Below are 15,364 nucleotides of genomic sequence, written 5' to 3'. Positions count from 1 at the left end.
GCGTCACTCCGGCTGGCGAACCTGGTCTTGGCGAAACTGGGCGACGTATCGGCGGCGGTTCTCGTCCCGGCTGATCTTGCCGCTGCCGGCCTTCACCAGCCAGCTGCCCTCGACGATGCGCACGTCACGCGGCGTGACCAGAAGCGTGTCGGCCAGGTGGCGGCTGGCGGCGGCGCGGCAGGCGGCCAAGGCGACGCCGGCGGCCGGGTCATGCTCCGCCACCACGACCAGCTCCTCCGACCCTGTCTGGTCGCTGTCCAGGCCGAAGGCGACGATCCGCCCTGCCTTCAGGCCAGGAACCTCCGCCAGGGTCGCCTCCACGTCGTGGACGAAGATGTTGCGGCCGTTGACGATGACGATCTCCTTGATCCGGCCGAAGACGAAGAGCTGGTCCTGCAGCACGGCCCCGAGGTCGCCGGTGCGGAACCAGCCATCCGCGCCGATGCCCGAATCCGGCGCCGACCTGCCGCGATAGCCCGCAAACAGGAAGCCGGCGCGCAGGCCGATCTCGCCGTAATGCCCGGGCGCCAGGGCGCGGTCGCCGTCGAATACCGCGATGTCCACACCCGGCAGGGGCCGGCCGGAGGACAGCACCAGCCCTTCTCCCTCCGGCGCCAGCGACGCGCCGGCAAGGTCCTCACCGACCGCCAACCCCGGCGGCACCGCCAATCCCAGGCGCTTCTCGGCCCGGCCCTGGCTGGCGGCGAACACCGTTTCCGCCATCGCGTAGCAGCCTACCACCGAACCCTGCCGCACCCCGCAATCGGCGAAGGCCTGCTCGAACCCCTGGGCATCGGCCAGGCGGCAGGGCTCCGAGCAATCCACCCAGAGCCGCATCGCATCCAGCCGCGGCGGCCGCAGCGCGCGGCGCAGCCGGATGAAGTGGCGGAAGGCGAAATTCGGCATCCAGCAGATGTCGCAGCCATCCGCCGCGATCAGCTCGAGGAACCGCCCCGGCGCACCGACCCATTCAAACGGATCGAGCACCGAGACGCAGTCGCCCCCCAGCACCGGCAGCAGGAAGCCGGCCAGCAGCCCCATGTCGTGGTACAGCGGCAGCCAGCTCGCAACGGAGAGCCGCGCGACCCCCACCTCGGCCCGCAGCCCCGGCCAATAGGCGACGAACTGGCCGGCCAGCATCCGCCCGCTGACCGGCACCGCCTTCCGGAGCCCGGTGGTGCCGGAGCTGTGCTGCACGAACAGCGGCGCGTCCGATTCCAGCCGGGCTCGAAGCACCTCCAGCGCCCCGGTCCCGTCGGCCCGCGCATCGGCCGGAACCACCAGCACCCGCGCCGCCAATGCCGGATCGAGAGACCGCACCATCTCCGCCGACGCCGCATCCAGGACGCAGATGGCGGCCGGATCGACGGCGCGCAGCGCGCTGCGCTGCTGGGCGAAGAAATGCGCGGGGTCCTGGCGTGGCGAGGCCGGTGGAAAGCAACTCGCGACCCGCCCCGCCGCCACGATGCCAAGGAAAACCGCCATGACCTGCGGCCCGGAAGCTCCGACAACCAGCACCAGCCCGCCGGGCGGCGCGCGCGCTTCAATCCAGGCCGCCAGCGCGGTGGCGCGCTGCCACAGCGCACGCCCCGTCATGTCGTGGCGCTCACCCTGGCGCCAGTGCCGCAGCACCGGGCGATCCAGCAGCCCCGGCGGAAGCAGCGCGTCCGTCACGCTGCCGCGCCGGGCTTCCGGCGCATCAGCCCCCACTTCGTCAGGGCCCGCGTCACCTGGTCGGCGTAGGTGCGTTCGAAGGCCAGGCCGGCCGGCGTGTCCGCATGCGCGTCCTCATGCCAGACATAATCCGCGGCAGGATAGGGACAGTAGGCGAAGCAGGTTCCGGCATCCACCACGTGCAGCTCCGCCGGCCGCTGCCGCGCCGCATTGTTGGTGATCAGGATGCGGTTGCCGGCACGGCCTGTGAAGCGGGCCAGCGCGGCGTCCAGGTGGGCCAGGAAATCCAGCTTCTCCTCCGGGTACTGCACCGGGCAGGCGGCCAGCAGGAACACCGCATCCGGCCGGCGGCAGGCGTCGCGGAACAGCGCGGCCTTCGCGGCAAGATTGTCGCGCATCGGTGCCGCATCCCGCTGCAGCCAGTAGGGCCCGCGATGGTGGTTCCAGTGCGCGGTGCGGTCGGCGCGGACCGCCATTGAGTGGCCGCGACGGGTCCGGACGATGCGGATGGCGCCTGGGTCGCAATAGCCGGCGAAGTCATCCTCCAGCGCGGCCAGCACTCCAGGAACGGTGTGGCCTGCCAGCGCGAAGGGAACGAACAGGGCGACGAAATCCTCCTCCCGCCGCAGGCCCCAACGGCAGGGCAGGTGCCAGGGCAGGCAGTTGAGCCCGAGCGAGATGAACGAGGCGCCACCCTCGAACCGGTCCCGCAGCCATGTCCGGAAGCGCTGTCGGTGCCGCACCGCGTACCAGGCCTGTCGCAGCGGTGCGTGCTGCCGCGACGCGGCGCCGAGGGCGAGGATGACCGCCTCGATCTCCTCCAACGGCAGGCAGCACAACTCAGCGAAGTGCAGCAGGGTGGCAGGGTAGTGGTGCGCCGGCACCACGGTGGCCGGGTCCAGCCTGCGGATCGCCTCGCGCGTCGCCTGTTGCAGGGCGGCGTAGTCCTGGATTTCGAACAGGAGCCGCAGCCGCATATGCGCGACATCAGGCGCATCTCCGGCCTGCCGCAGCAGGGCGATCGCGCCCGGCAGGTCGCCCGCTTCCCGCAGCCGCGATGCGGCCAGGGTCGGCGGGACGGAGGCGTCGTCCGCGACGGTCACTCGGCGTCGGATGTGCGGCCGAGGCGCCTTGGTCCGGCCTGTTCCAGGGTCAGGCCGGCCTCGGCCAGGTCACGCAGCACCAGGCTGCCGAGGCGGGTGTATTCGCGCCGGTTGCCGGCCCACTGCTCGCGCATCGCCTCGCGCAGCTTCTCCCGGCTCAGGCCGGGATGGGCCTGCAGGTGCAGCTGCCGCCACAGCACCTGCCCGACGAGTCGTGCCAGTTCGGCGTCCTCGGCCACCGGCTCCTGCGCCTGCTCCGCCGGCGCCTCCTCCGCCGCGGCGGCGAAACTGGGCACCGGCAGGCCAATGCCGACATGCGCCCGCAGTGCTTCCGCCGCCTCCGGCCGCGCCAGCTGCGCCACGACAAACAGGTCCCGGCCCGCTTCGCTGGCGTCCCCGGGACCGGCATGGGGGTCCCAGTGCCCGGCATAGGCGATGTCGAAGCCCAGGCGCTCCAGCAGCGGGCGCACCAGGGTGAAGCTCTGGTATTCGAAGCGCGTGCAGGCCTGGCCCTGCCAGGGGAAGTAGCGGCGGATGTCGCCCACCAGCTTGGCGAAGCCGGCCTCCGTCGTCGCATCGGCGACGTTGAACACCAGCCACCCGCCGGGCCGCAGCAGCAGCGCGGCATTCAGCCAGTAGGCGAGCTGGTACTGCAGGTCGACCTGCACCATGGCGTCGATGCTGAACACCGCATCGACATCGCGCTTCAATTCCTCCCGCCCGAAGGCGCCCAGCACTCCGTCCGGGTGCAACGGGTCGACCGGCAGGAAGCCGAGCCGGCCGGCGTCGACATGGTCCGCAAGCTTCGCTGCCGCGGCCTTCATCACCCGGTCGCTGACGTCGAAGACGGTCAGCTTCACCGCCGGATTGGCGCGCAGCAGCGCCTCCGCGTAGCGCCCGTCGCCGGTGCCGATCTCGATGGCGCGCCGCCAGCCGGCCGAATCCGCCATGCCGAAGATCCGGCGCAGCACGGCCATGGCCGGAGGCCGGTCGGGGCCGCCGGCGATGGCGCGCGGGGCCTCCCGCGTCCACAGGTCGGCGTAGGATTCCGGCCGGGCGAGGCTGGCCGGCACCGCATCGGGGTCGGCGCGCAGCGCATCGCGGAAGGCCTCCGCCTGTTCAGGGCGATCGAGGCGGGCGATCAGGTACAGGTCCCGCGGTGGCCGTCCCTCATGGTTCGACCAGGGCTCCAGCAACTCGATCTCGAAGCCCAGCCGGCGCAGGACGAAGCTGGCGATCTCGGCCGAGAGGTATTCGAATTTCGGGCAGATGCGGCCCTGGAACCTGTAGAACTTGCGGATGTCGCGCAGGATCTTCTGGAAGCCGCCGACGGTGGTGGGGTCGGCCAGCGTCATCAGCACCCGCCCGCCCGGCTTCAGCAGCAGCGCCGCGTTCATCCAGTAGGTGGTGAGGTAGGTGAGGTCCACATGGACCATGGCGTCGATGCTGAACACCGCATCGACCTTGCGCGCCAGACCCTGCGCGGACAGCATGGTGAACATCGCATCCGGGTGCACCGGGTCGATCTCGTGCAGGGACAGCCGGCCGGATTCGACGAAACTGCCCAGACGTGCCGCCGTGGCGTCGAGGAAGTTGCGGCTGACGTCGAAACCGAACAGCCGGACCCCTTCGCCGGCGTGCAGCACGCGTTCCGTGTACTTGCCGCCGCCGCCGCCGATCTCGACTGCCACGCCCCACTGTGCGACGCCGGCCGGGACGAAGAGCTTGTCGAAGATGCGCTGCCAGCTTTTCTCGTTGCCCCATTCCTGCCCCGGGTAGACCAGACGCGCATCGGCCTGCTGGAGCCTGGGAAACGCCTCCGCCACATAGACGTCCCACAGCTGACCATAGGTCTGCTTCTTCATCCGGCGCCGCTCCGAGTTGCGTACAAGTTACCAGCCGCCTTCCCGCCATGAAAGGGTTGCGGCAGCCGCCCCCGGGCCGGTCGCATTGCCGCCTCAACCGGCCGCGCCCACATTGTGGGCCATGGCGGCTCCCCACCCCCGAAGCTGGATGCGCGTGACGCCCGAGGGGCTGTACTGCGAACCCGGCGGCTTCTTCATCGACCCGGCGCGGCCGGTGCCACTGGCGGTGGTGACGCATGGCCACTCGGACCATGCCCGCCCCGACCACGCGGCGGTGCTGGCCAGCCCGGAGACGCTGGCGGTCATGCGCGCCCGCATGGGCGAAGGCCGTGCCGGTCTGCGGCAGCAGCCGATCGCGCCCGGGGAGGTGGTGCGTCACAACGGCGTCGAGATCCGCCTGGTCCCGGCTGGCCATGTGCTCGGGTCCTGCCAGGTGGTGCTGGACTGGCAGGGCAGCCGCATCGTCGTCTCCGGCGACTACAAGCGACGCGCCGACCCGACCTGCGCGCCCTTCGAGCCCGTCACCTGCGACGTCTTCGTCACCGAGGCGACCTTCGGCCTGCCGGTCTTCCGCCATCCGGATGCGGCGGTGGAGGTGGCGCGGCTGCTGGAAAGCCTGCGGCTGTTTCCGGAACGGGCACATCTCGTCGGTGCCTATGCGCTGGGCAAGGCGCAGCGGCTGATCGCGCTGCTGCGGCAGGCCGGCTGGGACCGGCCGATCTACCTGCACGGCGCGCTGATCGGCCTGTGCGAATTGTACGAAAGCCTGGGCGTGAAGCTTGGCCCGCTGGAGCCGGTGCCGGTGCCGGCCAAGCGCGGTGGTGGCGGCCTGCTGGCCGGCGAGGTGGTGCTGGCGCCACCGAGTGCCGAGGCCACCGCCTGGGTGCGCCGCCTGGCCGAGCCGGTGATCTGTGCCGCCTCCGGCTGGATGCGGGTGCGGCAGCGCGCCAAGGCGAAGGGCGTCGAACTGCCGCTGATCATCTCCGACCACGCCGACTGGGATGAGTTGCTGATGACCATCGAGCAGGTGCAGGCCCCGGATGTCTGGGTCACCCATGGCCGCGACGACGCGCTTTGCCACGCTATGGCGCAGCGCGGCGTGCGCGGCCGGGCGCTGCACCTGCTGGGCCGCGGGGAGGAAGATGAGGACCCGGCGCCGGTGGCCGCGGAAGCGCCGGCGGAATGAGTCTTCCAGCCTTCGCCGGACTGCTCGAACGGCTTGCCTTCACCCCCGGCCGCCTCGCCAAGCTGGCGCTGCTGCGGCACTGGTTCGAGACGCAGCCCGACCCCGATCGCGGCATCGGCCTCGCCGCCCTGACCGGGGAGCTGGTGTTCCGCTCCGCCAAGCCGGCCATGGTGCGGGAACTGGTGGCGGGGCGCAGCGACCCGGTGCTGTTCGACCTGTCCTACGATTATGTCGGCGACCTCGCCGAAACCGTTGCGCTGATCTGGCCGCCGCGCGCCGGCGTCAACACCCCGCCGCCCGGCCTCGCCGAGGTGGTGGAGGCGATGGAGGCGACGCCGAAATCGGCGCTGCCGGAGCTGATCGCCGGTTGGCTGGATGCGCTGGATGCCAATGGCCGGCTGGCGCTGATCAAGCTGGTCACCGGCGGGCTGCGCGTCGGCGTTTCCGCCCGGCTTGCCAAGACCGCACTGGCTGAATGGGCCGGGGAGGATGTGGCGGAGATCGAGGAGGTCTGGCACGGCCTGGCGCCGCCCTACCTCAACCTGTTCGCCTGGCTGACCGAGCAGGGGCCGCGGCCGAGTTCCGAGAACCTGCCGGTGTTTCGGCCCTTGATGCTGGCGCATCCGCTGGAGGAGCCGGATTTCGCCACGATCGGCCCGGAGACGCATCGCGCCGAGTGGAAGTGGGACGGGATCCGCGTGCAGCTTTCGGCGACGCCGGGCGGTGCCGCGCTGTGGTCGCGCGGGGCGGAGGAGATTTCCGGCGGGTTCCCCGAGATCCTGGAGGCGATGGATTTCCACGCCGTGCTGGACGGCGAGTTGCTGGTGATGCGGGACAAGGAAGTCGCGCCCTTCGCGGACCTCCAGCAGCGGCTGAACCGCAAGGTGGTCAGCGCGAAGATGCAGGCGTCGCATCCCGTCGCCGTGCGGCTGTACGACATTCTGTTCGATGGCGCGGAGGATCTGCGCCCGCTGCCCTTCGACCAGCGCCGCGCGCGGCTGGAGGCCTGGTTCGCGCGGGTGCAGCCGCGGCGCATGGACCTGTCGGAGATGATCCGCTTCGGCTCCATGGCCGAGTTGGAAGCGATCCGCGCGGGCGCGCGCGCCGCGGCGATCGAGGGGCTGATGCTGAAGCGCGCCGACAGCCCCTACCTCGCCGGGCGGCAGAAGGGGCTGTGGTGGAAGTGGAAACGCGCGCCGCTCGGCGTGGATGCGGTGCTGATGTACGCCCAGCGCGGCCACGGCAAGCGCAGCAGCTTCTATTCCGACTTCACCTTCGGCCTGTGGCGGCCGGACGGGCAGGGGGGGCAGGAACTGGTGCCGGTCGGCAAGGCCTATTCCGGCTACACCGACCAGGAATTGCTGTGGATCGACCGCTGGATCCGCAACCACACCACGGCCCGCTTCGGCCCGGTGCGGGAGGTGGAGAAGTCCCTGGTGATCGAGGTGATCTTCGACGCCGCGCAGCGCAGCACCCGCCATAAATCCGGCGTCGCGTTGCGCTTCCCCCGCATCCTGCGGCTGCGTACCGACAAGCCGGCGGAGGAGGCGGACCAGTTGGCGACGCTGGAGGCGCTGATCGTCGGTGTGGCGGAGGATTGACGAGTCTGGCTAGCCTGCCCGTCCCGGCCCGCATCGGGCGGGCCGGCGGAGATGAATGACGATGCTGAAATCCGCTTGCCGCCTGGCGATGGTCCTGCTGCCGTTGGCGGGATTGGCTCACGCCCAGACCGTTGTTGCCACGCGCGAGGCGCCGGAGGCGATCGGCCCCTACAGCCAGGCCATCCGCGTCGGCAACACGCTGTACCTTGCCGGGCAGATCGCGCTCGACCCCGCCACCAACCAGATGATCGCCGATCGGACCATCGAGGCCGAGACGCGCCGCGTGCTGGACAACCTGAAGGCGGTGGTCGAAGCGGCGGGCTTCCGCATGTCCGACATCGTCTCCACCACCGTCTTCATGGCGGACCTGAATGAGTTCGGCCGCATGAACACGGTCTATGCCACCTACTTCCCTTCCAACCCGCCGGCCCGCGCCACGGTGCAGGCCGCCCGGCTGCCGCGCGACGTGAAGGTGGAGATCGCCGCGATCGCCGCGCGCCCCTGATTGACCACCCCCAACCCGCGTGCTGCCTTGCCGGCGCAGCACGTGGGGTGACGTCGATGAAACTGGTTCCGAATCTATGCCGTCAGCGCCTCGCCGAGGGCGGACTCGCGCTCGGCTTCGGCGTGCATCACCTGCGCGGCAGCGCGGTCGGCATGATCGGCCAGGCCGCTGGCTTCGACTGGCTGTTCATCGACATGGAGCACGGCGCGATGAGCGTCGACGATGCTAGCCGCATCGCCATCGCAGCGCTCGGCCAGGGCATCACGCCCATCGTCCGGGTCTGCAAGGATGCGCTGTTCGAGGGCACGCGCTGCCTCGACAACGGTGCCATGGGCATCGTCGTGCCGCATGTCGACACGGCCGAGGAGGCCGAGGCGGTGGTGCGCGCCTATCGCTTCCCGCCCACCGGCGACCGCAGCTGGGGCGCGCCGCCCTTCGCCTATGGCATGGCGCCGGTAAATGCGGCGCAGGCGCAGGCCGAACTCAACGCGGATATTCTGGTGGTCTGCATGATCGAGACGCCGCAGGCGGTGGCGAATGCGGAGGCCATCGCCGCCGTGCCGGGCGTCGACGTGCTGATGTTCGGCACCTCCGACCTCACCGCCACCATGGGCATCCCCGGCCAGATCGGCCACCCGGATGTCCGCGCCGCCTACGCCACGGTGGGCGCCGCCTGCGCCGCGCATGGCAAGGTGATGGGCATGGGTGGCGTGTATGACGAGAAGGTCGCGCCGGACTACATCGCGCTCGGCGCGCGCTTCATCCTGGGCGGCTCCGACCACGCCTTCCTGATGGCCGGCGCCACCCAGCGTGCCGGCTTCCTGCGCGGGCTGGCGCCGAAACGGGCTTGACCCCTCGCGCCGAGAGGCCGGCGGTCGGCATCGCGCTGCGGCTGTCGGCGACGCTGCTGTTCGCCGTGATGTCGCTGTTCGTCCGGTTGGCCTCGGCGCAGGCGCCGGTCGGGCAGATCGTGTTCCATCGCAGCTTCTGGGCGCTGCTGCCGATCCTGGCCTACCTGGCCTGGCGGCGGCAGTTGCCGCGCGGGTTCACCACGCGGCACCCGATGGGCCATCTGCGGCGCAACCTGTTCGGCTGTGCCTCCATGTTTTTCTCCTTCCTGTCGCTGGCCACCCTGCCGTTGGCGCTGGCCACCGCATTGTCCTTCCTGGCGCCGCTGCTCGCCGTGCCGGTCGGCATCCTGGTGCTGCGGGAACGGCCCGGCTGGCTGGTCGGCGGCGCGGCCATCGGCGGCTTCGCCGGCGTGCTGCTGATGCTGGCGCCCGCCTTCACCGGCCCGGCGCTGGACCAGGACACGCTGATCGGCGTCGGCGCCGGCCTGCTGACGGCGGCGACGACGCTGTTCGCCCGCGTCGAGGTGAAGCGCCTGACGGCGACCGAACTGCCGGGCACGATCGCCCTGTATTTCTCGCTGCTCTGCGCCGCCGGTGGGCTGGCGACGCTGCCCCTCGGCTGGGCCGATATCGGCGGCACCGGCCTGGTCTGGCTGGTCGGCGCCGGCATCGCCGGGGGCCTCGCGCATATCTGCATGACGGAGGCGGTGGCCCGCGCGCCGATCAGCCTCCTCGCCCCCTTCGAATACACCGCGCTGTTGTGGGCGGTGCTGTTCGACCTGGTGATCTTCGGCCTGATCCCAGGCCTGCCGAGCCTGGCGGGCGGCGTGCTGGTGGTTGCGGCCGCGGTGGTGGTTGCCTTCGCCGACCGGCTGCGCACCTGGCTGCGGCGCGCTTGAGCGCCGGGTGCCATTCCTGTGGATGACTCGCAAGTAATCTTGCGAACGCCTCGCAATTGCGATATCTCGCTCGCAACACCGCCAGAGGACACCCCCCATGCGCCGTCGCCCCCTGCTCTCGCTGCTTCCGGCCCTCGGCCTTGCGGCATTCGCGTTTCCGGCGCTCGCCCAAGGGCCGGAGCTGAACCTCTACTCCTCCCGCCACTACGACACGGACCGGGAGCTGTATGACGCGTTCACGCGCGAGACCGGAATTCGCGTCCGCCTGATCGAGGGCGACGCCGACCAGCTGATCCAGCGCATCCGCACCGAGGGCGCGAACAGCCCCGCCGACGTGCTGATCACGGTGGACGCCGCCCGCCTGGCCCGCGCGAAGGAGGCCGGCATCCTGCAGCCGATCCAGAGCCAGGTGCTGAACAGCCGCATCCCGGCCAACCTGCGCGATGCCGAGGGCTACTGGTTCGGCGTCTCCAAGCGCGCCCGGGTCATCATGTACGACCGCCAGGCCGGCCTGCCCGAGGGCCTGAGCCGCTTCGAGGACCTCGCCGATCCGCGCTTCCGCGGCCAGATCTGCGTCCGTTCGGCGTCGCACCCCTACAACACCTCGCTCACCGGCTCGGTGCTGGCCGCCAACGGCGCGGAAGCGACGGAAGCCTGGGCGCGTGGCGTCGCCGCCAACATGGCGCGCCCGCCGCAGGGCGGCGACCGCGACCAATTCCGCGCGATCCCCTCCGGCCAGTGCAAGCTGGCGATTTCCAATACCTACTACCTCGGCAACATGATGACATCCCAGCGCGCCGAGGACCGCGCGATCGCCGAGCGCATCGGCGTGCTCTTCCCGAACCAGGGTGCCGGTGACCGCGGCGCGCATGTGAACATCTCCGGCGCCGGCGTTGTTCGCACCGCGCCCAATGCCGCCGCCGCGCAGCGCTTCATCGAATACCTGACCAGCCCGCGGGCGCAGGAGATCTTCGCGGTGGGCAACATGGAATATCCGGTCGTGGCCGATGCGCCGGTGCACCCGGTGCTGGCCGCCTTCGGCGAGTTCCGCGAGGACCAGCTCAACGCCGGCACCTACGGCGCCAACGCCGCCGAGGCGCTGCGCATCATGCAGCGCGCGGGCTGGCGCTGACTCTCCGGGCGGCCTTCTGACGCCTTGGCGTCAGCGGCCCGCCTGTCGCTGAATTGCTGCAAAAGCCGCTGCGGAAGGGCGAGGCTGCATGTATATCTGCAATTGCAATGCGCTGACGGACAAGCAGATCTCGGCCGCGGTGGCCGCGGGAGCCGACCGTCCGCATGATGTCTACGCGGCCTGCGGCTGCCGCGCCCAGTGCGGCGGCTGCACGGCGACCATCCTGGCGATGGTGCGCGCGGGGACCTGCACTGCCGGCAAGTAGCCGGCCGCAGCCCCGGGGCCGGTCACCCGGTTGCAGAAGGATGCGGACGTGCGCGACGCCAAGGTCATCGAATACCTCAACCTCCAGCTCACCAACGAGCTGACCGCGATCAACCAGTACTTCCTGCATTCCCGCACGCTGCGCCACTGGGGCGTCAGCAAGCTGGCGCGCAAGGAATACGAGGAATCGATCGAGGAGATGAAGCACGCCGACTGGCTGATCGAGCGCATCCTGTTCCTCGGCGGCCTGCCCAACGTGCAGCGGCTGAACCAGGTGCTGATCGGCCAGAACGTCCAGGAGATCCTGGAATGCGATCTGAAGCTGGAGGAGAAGGCGCTGGTCGATCTGCGCGACGGTATCGCGCACTCCGAATCCGTGCGCGACTACGTCTCGCGCGACCTCATGCTGAAGATCCTGGCGAATGAGGAGGAGCACGAGGATTTCCTCGACCGCCAGTTCGACCTGATCCGCCAGATCGGCATCGAGCGCTACATCCTGCTGAACAGCGACGCGGCGCCCGATCAGGATTAGTCGCGCTCCGCCGTGATGCTGCTGCCGCCGAAGACCACCTGGCGGCGCAGCGCCGGCGTGAACAAGCCATACAGCATCGGCAGGTCCGGCGCGCTGGCGGCGTCCAGCGCGGCGCGCCGGTCCTCCGGCAACCGGAGATCCGTGGCCGCGATGTTGTCCCAAAGCTGCGCCATGCGGCTGACGCCCATCAGCGCGGTGGTCACCCCGGGCCGGCCCAGGACCCACGCCAGCGCGACCCGGGCCATCGGCTGCCCCATCCCCTCCGCCACCTCCCGCAATGCGGCGACGATCCGCCAGTTGCGCTCGGTGAACAGCGTGTCGCCGAAGGGGTTGGCCCCGTCCAGCCGCTTGTCATCCGACGGACGCGCCGTGGCGCCGGCTTCGTTCGGCAGGCCGCCGGCACGCGAGGGGCCCGCCTCGACCGTCGCGCGGTCGTATTTGCCGGTCAGCAGGCCATAGGCGAGCGGGCTCCATGGCATGAAGCCGATGCCTAGGTCGCGCGCCAGCGGCAGGTGTTCCGCCTCCAACTCCCGGCTGACCAGCGAATGGAAGTACTGCATCGCGATCGGCCCCGGCTGCCCGCGCAGCGCTGCCAAGGTGGCGATGCGCGCGACGTACCAGGCGGGTGCGTTGGAGATGCCCCAGTAGCGGATGCGGCCGGCGCGGATCAGCGCCGCCATCGTCTCCAGCAACTCCTCGGCCGGCGTCACGGAATCCCAGACATGAACCCAGTACAGGTCGATATGGTCGGTGCGCAGCCGGCGCAGCGAGGCCTCCAGCGCCGCATGGACGTGCTTGGCCCCGTTGCCGCCGGCATGTGGCCCCTGGCCACCGGAGAAGCCGGATTTCGTCGCCAGCACGATGCTGTCCCGCAGCCCGCGCTCGGCGATGATCGCACCCAGCATCTCCTCCCCCTGCCCGCCGGCATAGACGTCCGCCGTGTCGACGAGGTTGCCCCCGGCCTCGACATAGGCGTCGAACACCGCCTCGGCCTCCGGCCGGTTCATGCCCCACCGAGAGACGCCGAACGTCATCGTCCCCAAGGCAAGGGGGCTGACGGCAAGGCCGGAGCGGCCGAGGGTGCGGTAGTCCGTGAGGGCCATGCGAGGATTCCATAGCGATTGCTATGGAACGTGATGCGCCACTTGTCGGCGGTGGTCAAGAATTTCATAATGATTGCTATGGAACATGCCGCGCCGCGTCGCCGACATGGCCGCCCGCTGTCCTTCGACCGCGAGGCGGCGCTCGGAGCCGCCATGCTGCTGTTCTGGCGGCACGGCTACGAGGCGACCTCGGTGGCTCAGCTCACCCAGGCGATGGGCATCACGCCGCCCAGCCTCTACGCCGCCTTCGGCGACAAGCGCCGCCTCTTCCGCGCCGCGGTCCAACGCTACATGACGGGCGCGCGGACCGTGGAGCAGATCATCGGCGAAGCCGCGAACGCGTGGGACGCGGCACGTGACCTGCTGGTCACTGCGGCAACCGGCAATACCGGCGAGGCGACTCCGCCGGGTTGCCTGCTGGCCAGCGCCCTGGTCAGTGGCTCGCCCGAGGAGGCCGAGCTGCGGGAGGAGTTGGCCGCCATCCGCCGCGATATCGAGGCGCGCCTGCGGTCGCGGATCGCGCAGGATTTGGCGGAGGGCCGGCTGCCCCCTGGCTGCGATCCCGTGGCGCTGGCCGGCCACACGCTCGCCGTGATTCAGGGCATGTCGACGCTTGCCAAGGATGGCGCCGACCGGGGCAAGCTGCTGCGGATCGTGGATACCGCGATGGCCTGTTGGCCGGCGCCGGGTGGCTGATCTTCAGCCAGGTCCGGCTATGTTGCCGCTCAGGCTGGCGGCGATCGTGGCGGCTTCCTCCGCCGTACTGCCCTCGGCTGGGCTTCGGCCGGCGCGGCGGTACCAATACTCGGCATTGGCGTCGTCACCCTCGATCCGGTGCAGCCAGGCATGGATCCAGGCGGCGTCCGCGCCCGGATCGGCCTGGGCGATCTGGTGCGCCCCCTCCCAATCCCCATCGAGCGCCAGGCGGATGGCGCGCAGCAGCGGCTCGGTCCTGGTGATCACCGTCGCATCCCCCGCACCAGGGCCGCCACCGGCAGCAGCCCGACCAGGACGATCAGCAGCGCGGCGGTGGACGCTTCGGCCAGCCTTTCATCCGAGGCCAGATTGTGCACGCGGACCGCCAGCGTGTCGAAGTCGAAGGGCCGCACGATCAGCGTCGCCGGCAGTTCCTTCATCGTGTCCACGAAGACCAGCACGCCCGCCGTCAGCAGCGCACCGCGCGCCAGCGGCAGTTCGACCGAGCGCACCGCCTGCCCCGGCGTGCGGCCGAGCACGCGGGCGGCGCCGAACAGGCTTGGCCGGATGCGGGCCAGGCCCGATTCCACCGCCGACAGCGCCACGCCGAGGAAGCGCACCAGGTAGGCGAAGACCAGCGCCGCGATGCTGCCCGACAGCAGCAGGCCCGTGGAGATCCCGAATCGCGCGCGCATCCAGGCATCCAGGGTGTTGTCGAACAGCGCGAAGGGCACCAGCGCGCCCACCGCGATGACCGAGCCCGGCAGCGCGTAGCCCAGCGCCGCAACCCGGTTGGCCGAGGCGCGCACGCGGGAGGGATGCAGCCGCTGCGCCCAGGCCAGCAGCGCCGCCAGCAGCACGGCGAGGGCGGCCGTCAGCCCGGCGAGCGTCACGCTGTTCAGCGCGTAGGGCACGGTGCGGCGCGGGTCGAGCGGGTCGCCCGCCTCCAGCATCAGCATCAGCAGCGCGCCCGCCGGGATGACGAAGCCGAGCAGTACCGGCAGCGAACACACGAGGATCGCCGCCGCTTCCTTCCAGCCGCGCAGCACCACCGGCCGCAGTGGCGGGTTGCGGGTGGTGGTGGGGTGGTAGCGCCGGCCGCCGCGACTCATCCGTTCCAGCAGCAGCAGGGTCGCGACCAGACCCATCAGCGCGGTCGCGAGTTGCGCCGCCGCAGTGCGGTCGGCTAGGCCGAACCAGGCGTCGTAGATGCCGGTGGTGAAGGTACGCACGGCAAAATGCTGCACCGTGCCGAAATCCGCCAACGTCTCCATCAGCACCAGCGCCACGCCACCGGCCAGCGCCGGGCGCGCCATGGGCAGCGCCACATGCAGGAAGGTACGCGGCAGGCCGTGGCCGAGGGTGCGGCTGGCTTCCAGCAGGCACACGCTCTGTTGCAGGAAGGCGCTGCGACACAGCAGGTAGACGTACGGATATAGCACCGCGGCAAGCATCAGCGCGGCACCCGGCAGGCTGCGGATCTCGGGGAACCAGTAATCGCCCCAGCGCAGGCCGGTGGCGTCCCGCAGCAGGGTCTGCACCGGCCCCGCCACGTCCAGCAGCCAGACATAGGTGTAGCCGCAGACATAGGCCGGCATCGCCATCGGCAGCAGCAGGGCGACTTCCAGCAGCCAGCGGCCGCGGAAGGCGCAGCTTGCCACCAGCCAGGCGGTGATCGCGCCCATCGTCGCCGCCAGCACGCCGACCAGCACCGCGAGCAGCAGTGAGTTCACCAGCAATTCGGGCAGCAGGGTGCGCAGGATGTAGGCCCACTCGGTGCCGCCCGATCCCAAGCCAGCGGGCGTCGCCGCCGTCACCAGCACGGAGGCCAGCGGCGCCGCGATCAGGCCCGCCGCCAGCAGCGAGACCCAGGCCCAGGCCGGCGCCACCCGGCTGCGCCGCGGCGGGCCGGGGCGCAGGCGGTCGGCCGGAAAGCCGGCGGTGGACATCGCG

The 15,364-nt window shown here is 70.8% G+C and carries 15 protein-coding genes; 9 read left to right on the top strand and 6 right to left on the bottom strand.

The genetic code is table 11. From position 1 onward, the window contains the following. Nucleotides 1-3: 3 nt before the first annotated feature. From ACLF3G_RS09095 to ACLF3G_RS09085, 3 genes are read right to left on the bottom strand one after another with little or no spacing between them, the layout of a single operon-like run. Nucleotides 4-1,674, bottom strand: coding sequence for an AMP-binding protein (locus tag ACLF3G_RS09095; RefSeq protein ID WP_430669043.1), 1,671 nt, complete (start codon nt 1,672-1,674; stop codon nt 4-6). Next, a complete protein-coding gene (locus tag ACLF3G_RS09090; protein WP_430669042.1) occupies nt 1,671-2,777 on the bottom strand; it encodes a hypothetical protein in 1,107 nt (368 codons plus the stop codon). Before ACLF3G_RS09090 ends, ACLF3G_RS09095 begins: the two co-directional genes overlap by 4 nt. Continuing rightward, the gene (locus ACLF3G_RS09085) at nt 2,774-4,642 is read right to left on the bottom strand and encodes a methyltransferase (protein ID WP_430669041.1); all 1,869 of its coding nucleotides are present in this window, start codon (nt 4,640-4,642) and stop codon (nt 2,774-2,776) included. The genes ACLF3G_RS09090 and ACLF3G_RS09085 overlap by 4 nt, the downstream gene beginning before the upstream one ends. Nucleotides 4,643-4,763: 121 nt before the next feature. On the opposite strand from ACLF3G_RS09085, the gene ACLF3G_RS09080 reads away from it, so the two are divergent. From ACLF3G_RS09080 to bfr, 8 genes are all read left to right on the top strand, one after another. Continuing rightward, on the top strand, nt 4,764-5,828 hold the full coding sequence (locus tag ACLF3G_RS09080) for a ligase-associated DNA damage response exonuclease (RefSeq protein WP_430669040.1): 1,065 nt from the start codon (nt 4,764-4,766) through the stop codon (nt 5,826-5,828). Further along, on the top strand, nt 5,825-7,429 hold the full coding sequence (locus tag ACLF3G_RS09075; RefSeq protein WP_430669039.1) for a cisplatin damage response ATP-dependent DNA ligase: 1,605 nt from the start codon (nt 5,825-5,827) through the stop codon (nt 7,427-7,429). Before ACLF3G_RS09080 ends, ACLF3G_RS09075 begins: the two co-directional genes overlap by 4 nt. Nucleotides 7,430-7,490: 61 nt before the next feature. After that, nucleotides 7,491-7,934 carry a Rid family detoxifying hydrolase gene (locus ACLF3G_RS09070; RefSeq protein ID WP_430669038.1) on the top strand — a complete coding sequence of 148 codons (444 nt, stop codon included), beginning with the start codon at nt 7,491-7,493 and terminating at the stop codon, nt 7,932-7,934. A gap of 56 nt (nt 7,935-7,990) precedes the next feature. Continuing rightward, nucleotides 7,991-8,785: an HpcH/HpaI aldolase family protein gene (locus ACLF3G_RS09065; RefSeq protein WP_430669037.1), complete on the top strand. Its 795-nt coding sequence runs from the start codon at nt 7,991-7,993 to the stop codon at nt 8,783-8,785. Beyond that, nucleotides 8,782-9,684, top strand: a complete 903-nt coding sequence (locus ACLF3G_RS09060; protein ID WP_430669036.1) for a DMT family transporter — start codon at nt 8,782-8,784, stop codon at nt 9,682-9,684. Before ACLF3G_RS09065 ends, ACLF3G_RS09060 begins: the two co-directional genes overlap by 4 nt. A 97-nt stretch (nt 9,685-9,781) precedes the next feature. Then, nucleotides 9,782-10,816: a Fe(3+) ABC transporter substrate-binding protein gene (locus ACLF3G_RS09055; RefSeq protein ID WP_430669035.1), complete on the top strand. Its 1,035-nt coding sequence runs from the start codon at nt 9,782-9,784 to the stop codon at nt 10,814-10,816. An 88-nt stretch (nt 10,817-10,904) separates the two neighbouring features. Continuing rightward, entirely contained in the window at nt 10,905-11,081 is a 177-nt protein-coding gene (locus ACLF3G_RS09050) for a (2Fe-2S)-binding protein (RefSeq protein ID WP_430669034.1), read from the top strand. A gap of 48 nt (nt 11,082-11,129) precedes the next feature. Next, on the top strand, nt 11,130-11,612 hold the full coding sequence (gene bfr, locus ACLF3G_RS09045) for a bacterioferritin (protein ID WP_430669033.1): 483 nt from the start codon (nt 11,130-11,132) through the stop codon (nt 11,610-11,612). Here bfr and ACLF3G_RS09040 read toward each other — a convergent pair. After that, nucleotides 11,609-12,715, bottom strand: a complete 1,107-nt coding sequence (locus ACLF3G_RS09040; protein ID WP_430669032.1) for an aldo/keto reductase — start codon at nt 12,713-12,715, stop codon at nt 11,609-11,611. The two genes, bfr and ACLF3G_RS09040, sit on opposite strands and share 4 nt — an antisense overlap. A gap of 69 nt (nt 12,716-12,784) precedes the next feature. Between ACLF3G_RS09040 and ACLF3G_RS09035 the strand changes: the two genes are divergently transcribed. Next, entirely contained in the window at nt 12,785-13,411 is a 627-nt protein-coding gene (locus tag ACLF3G_RS09035; protein WP_430669031.1) for a TetR/AcrR family transcriptional regulator, read from the top strand. Between the two features lie 3 nt (nt 13,412-13,414). Here ACLF3G_RS09035 and ACLF3G_RS09030 read toward each other — a convergent pair whose 3' ends face one another. Both ACLF3G_RS09030 and ACLF3G_RS09025 read right to left on the bottom strand, forming a co-directional pair. Continuing rightward, the gene (locus ACLF3G_RS09030) at nt 13,415-13,678 is read right to left on the bottom strand and encodes a hypothetical protein (RefSeq protein WP_430669030.1); all 264 of its coding nucleotides are present in this window, start codon (nt 13,676-13,678) and stop codon (nt 13,415-13,417) included. Then, entirely contained in the window at nt 13,675-15,360 is a 1,686-nt protein-coding gene (locus tag ACLF3G_RS09025) for an ABC transporter permease (protein WP_430669029.1), read from the bottom strand. Before ACLF3G_RS09025 ends, ACLF3G_RS09030 begins: the two co-directional genes overlap by 4 nt. Nucleotides 15,361-15,364: the final 4 nt, after the last annotated feature.

Origin of the sequence: Falsiroseomonas sp. HC035, from assembly GCF_050563525.1 — a bacterium.
Classification (GTDB): domain Bacteria; phylum Pseudomonadota; class Alphaproteobacteria; order Acetobacterales; family Acetobacteraceae; genus Falsiroseomonas.
Note: the sequence above shows the minus strand (reverse complement) of the source record. Positions and strands in the feature narration are given on the sequence as shown.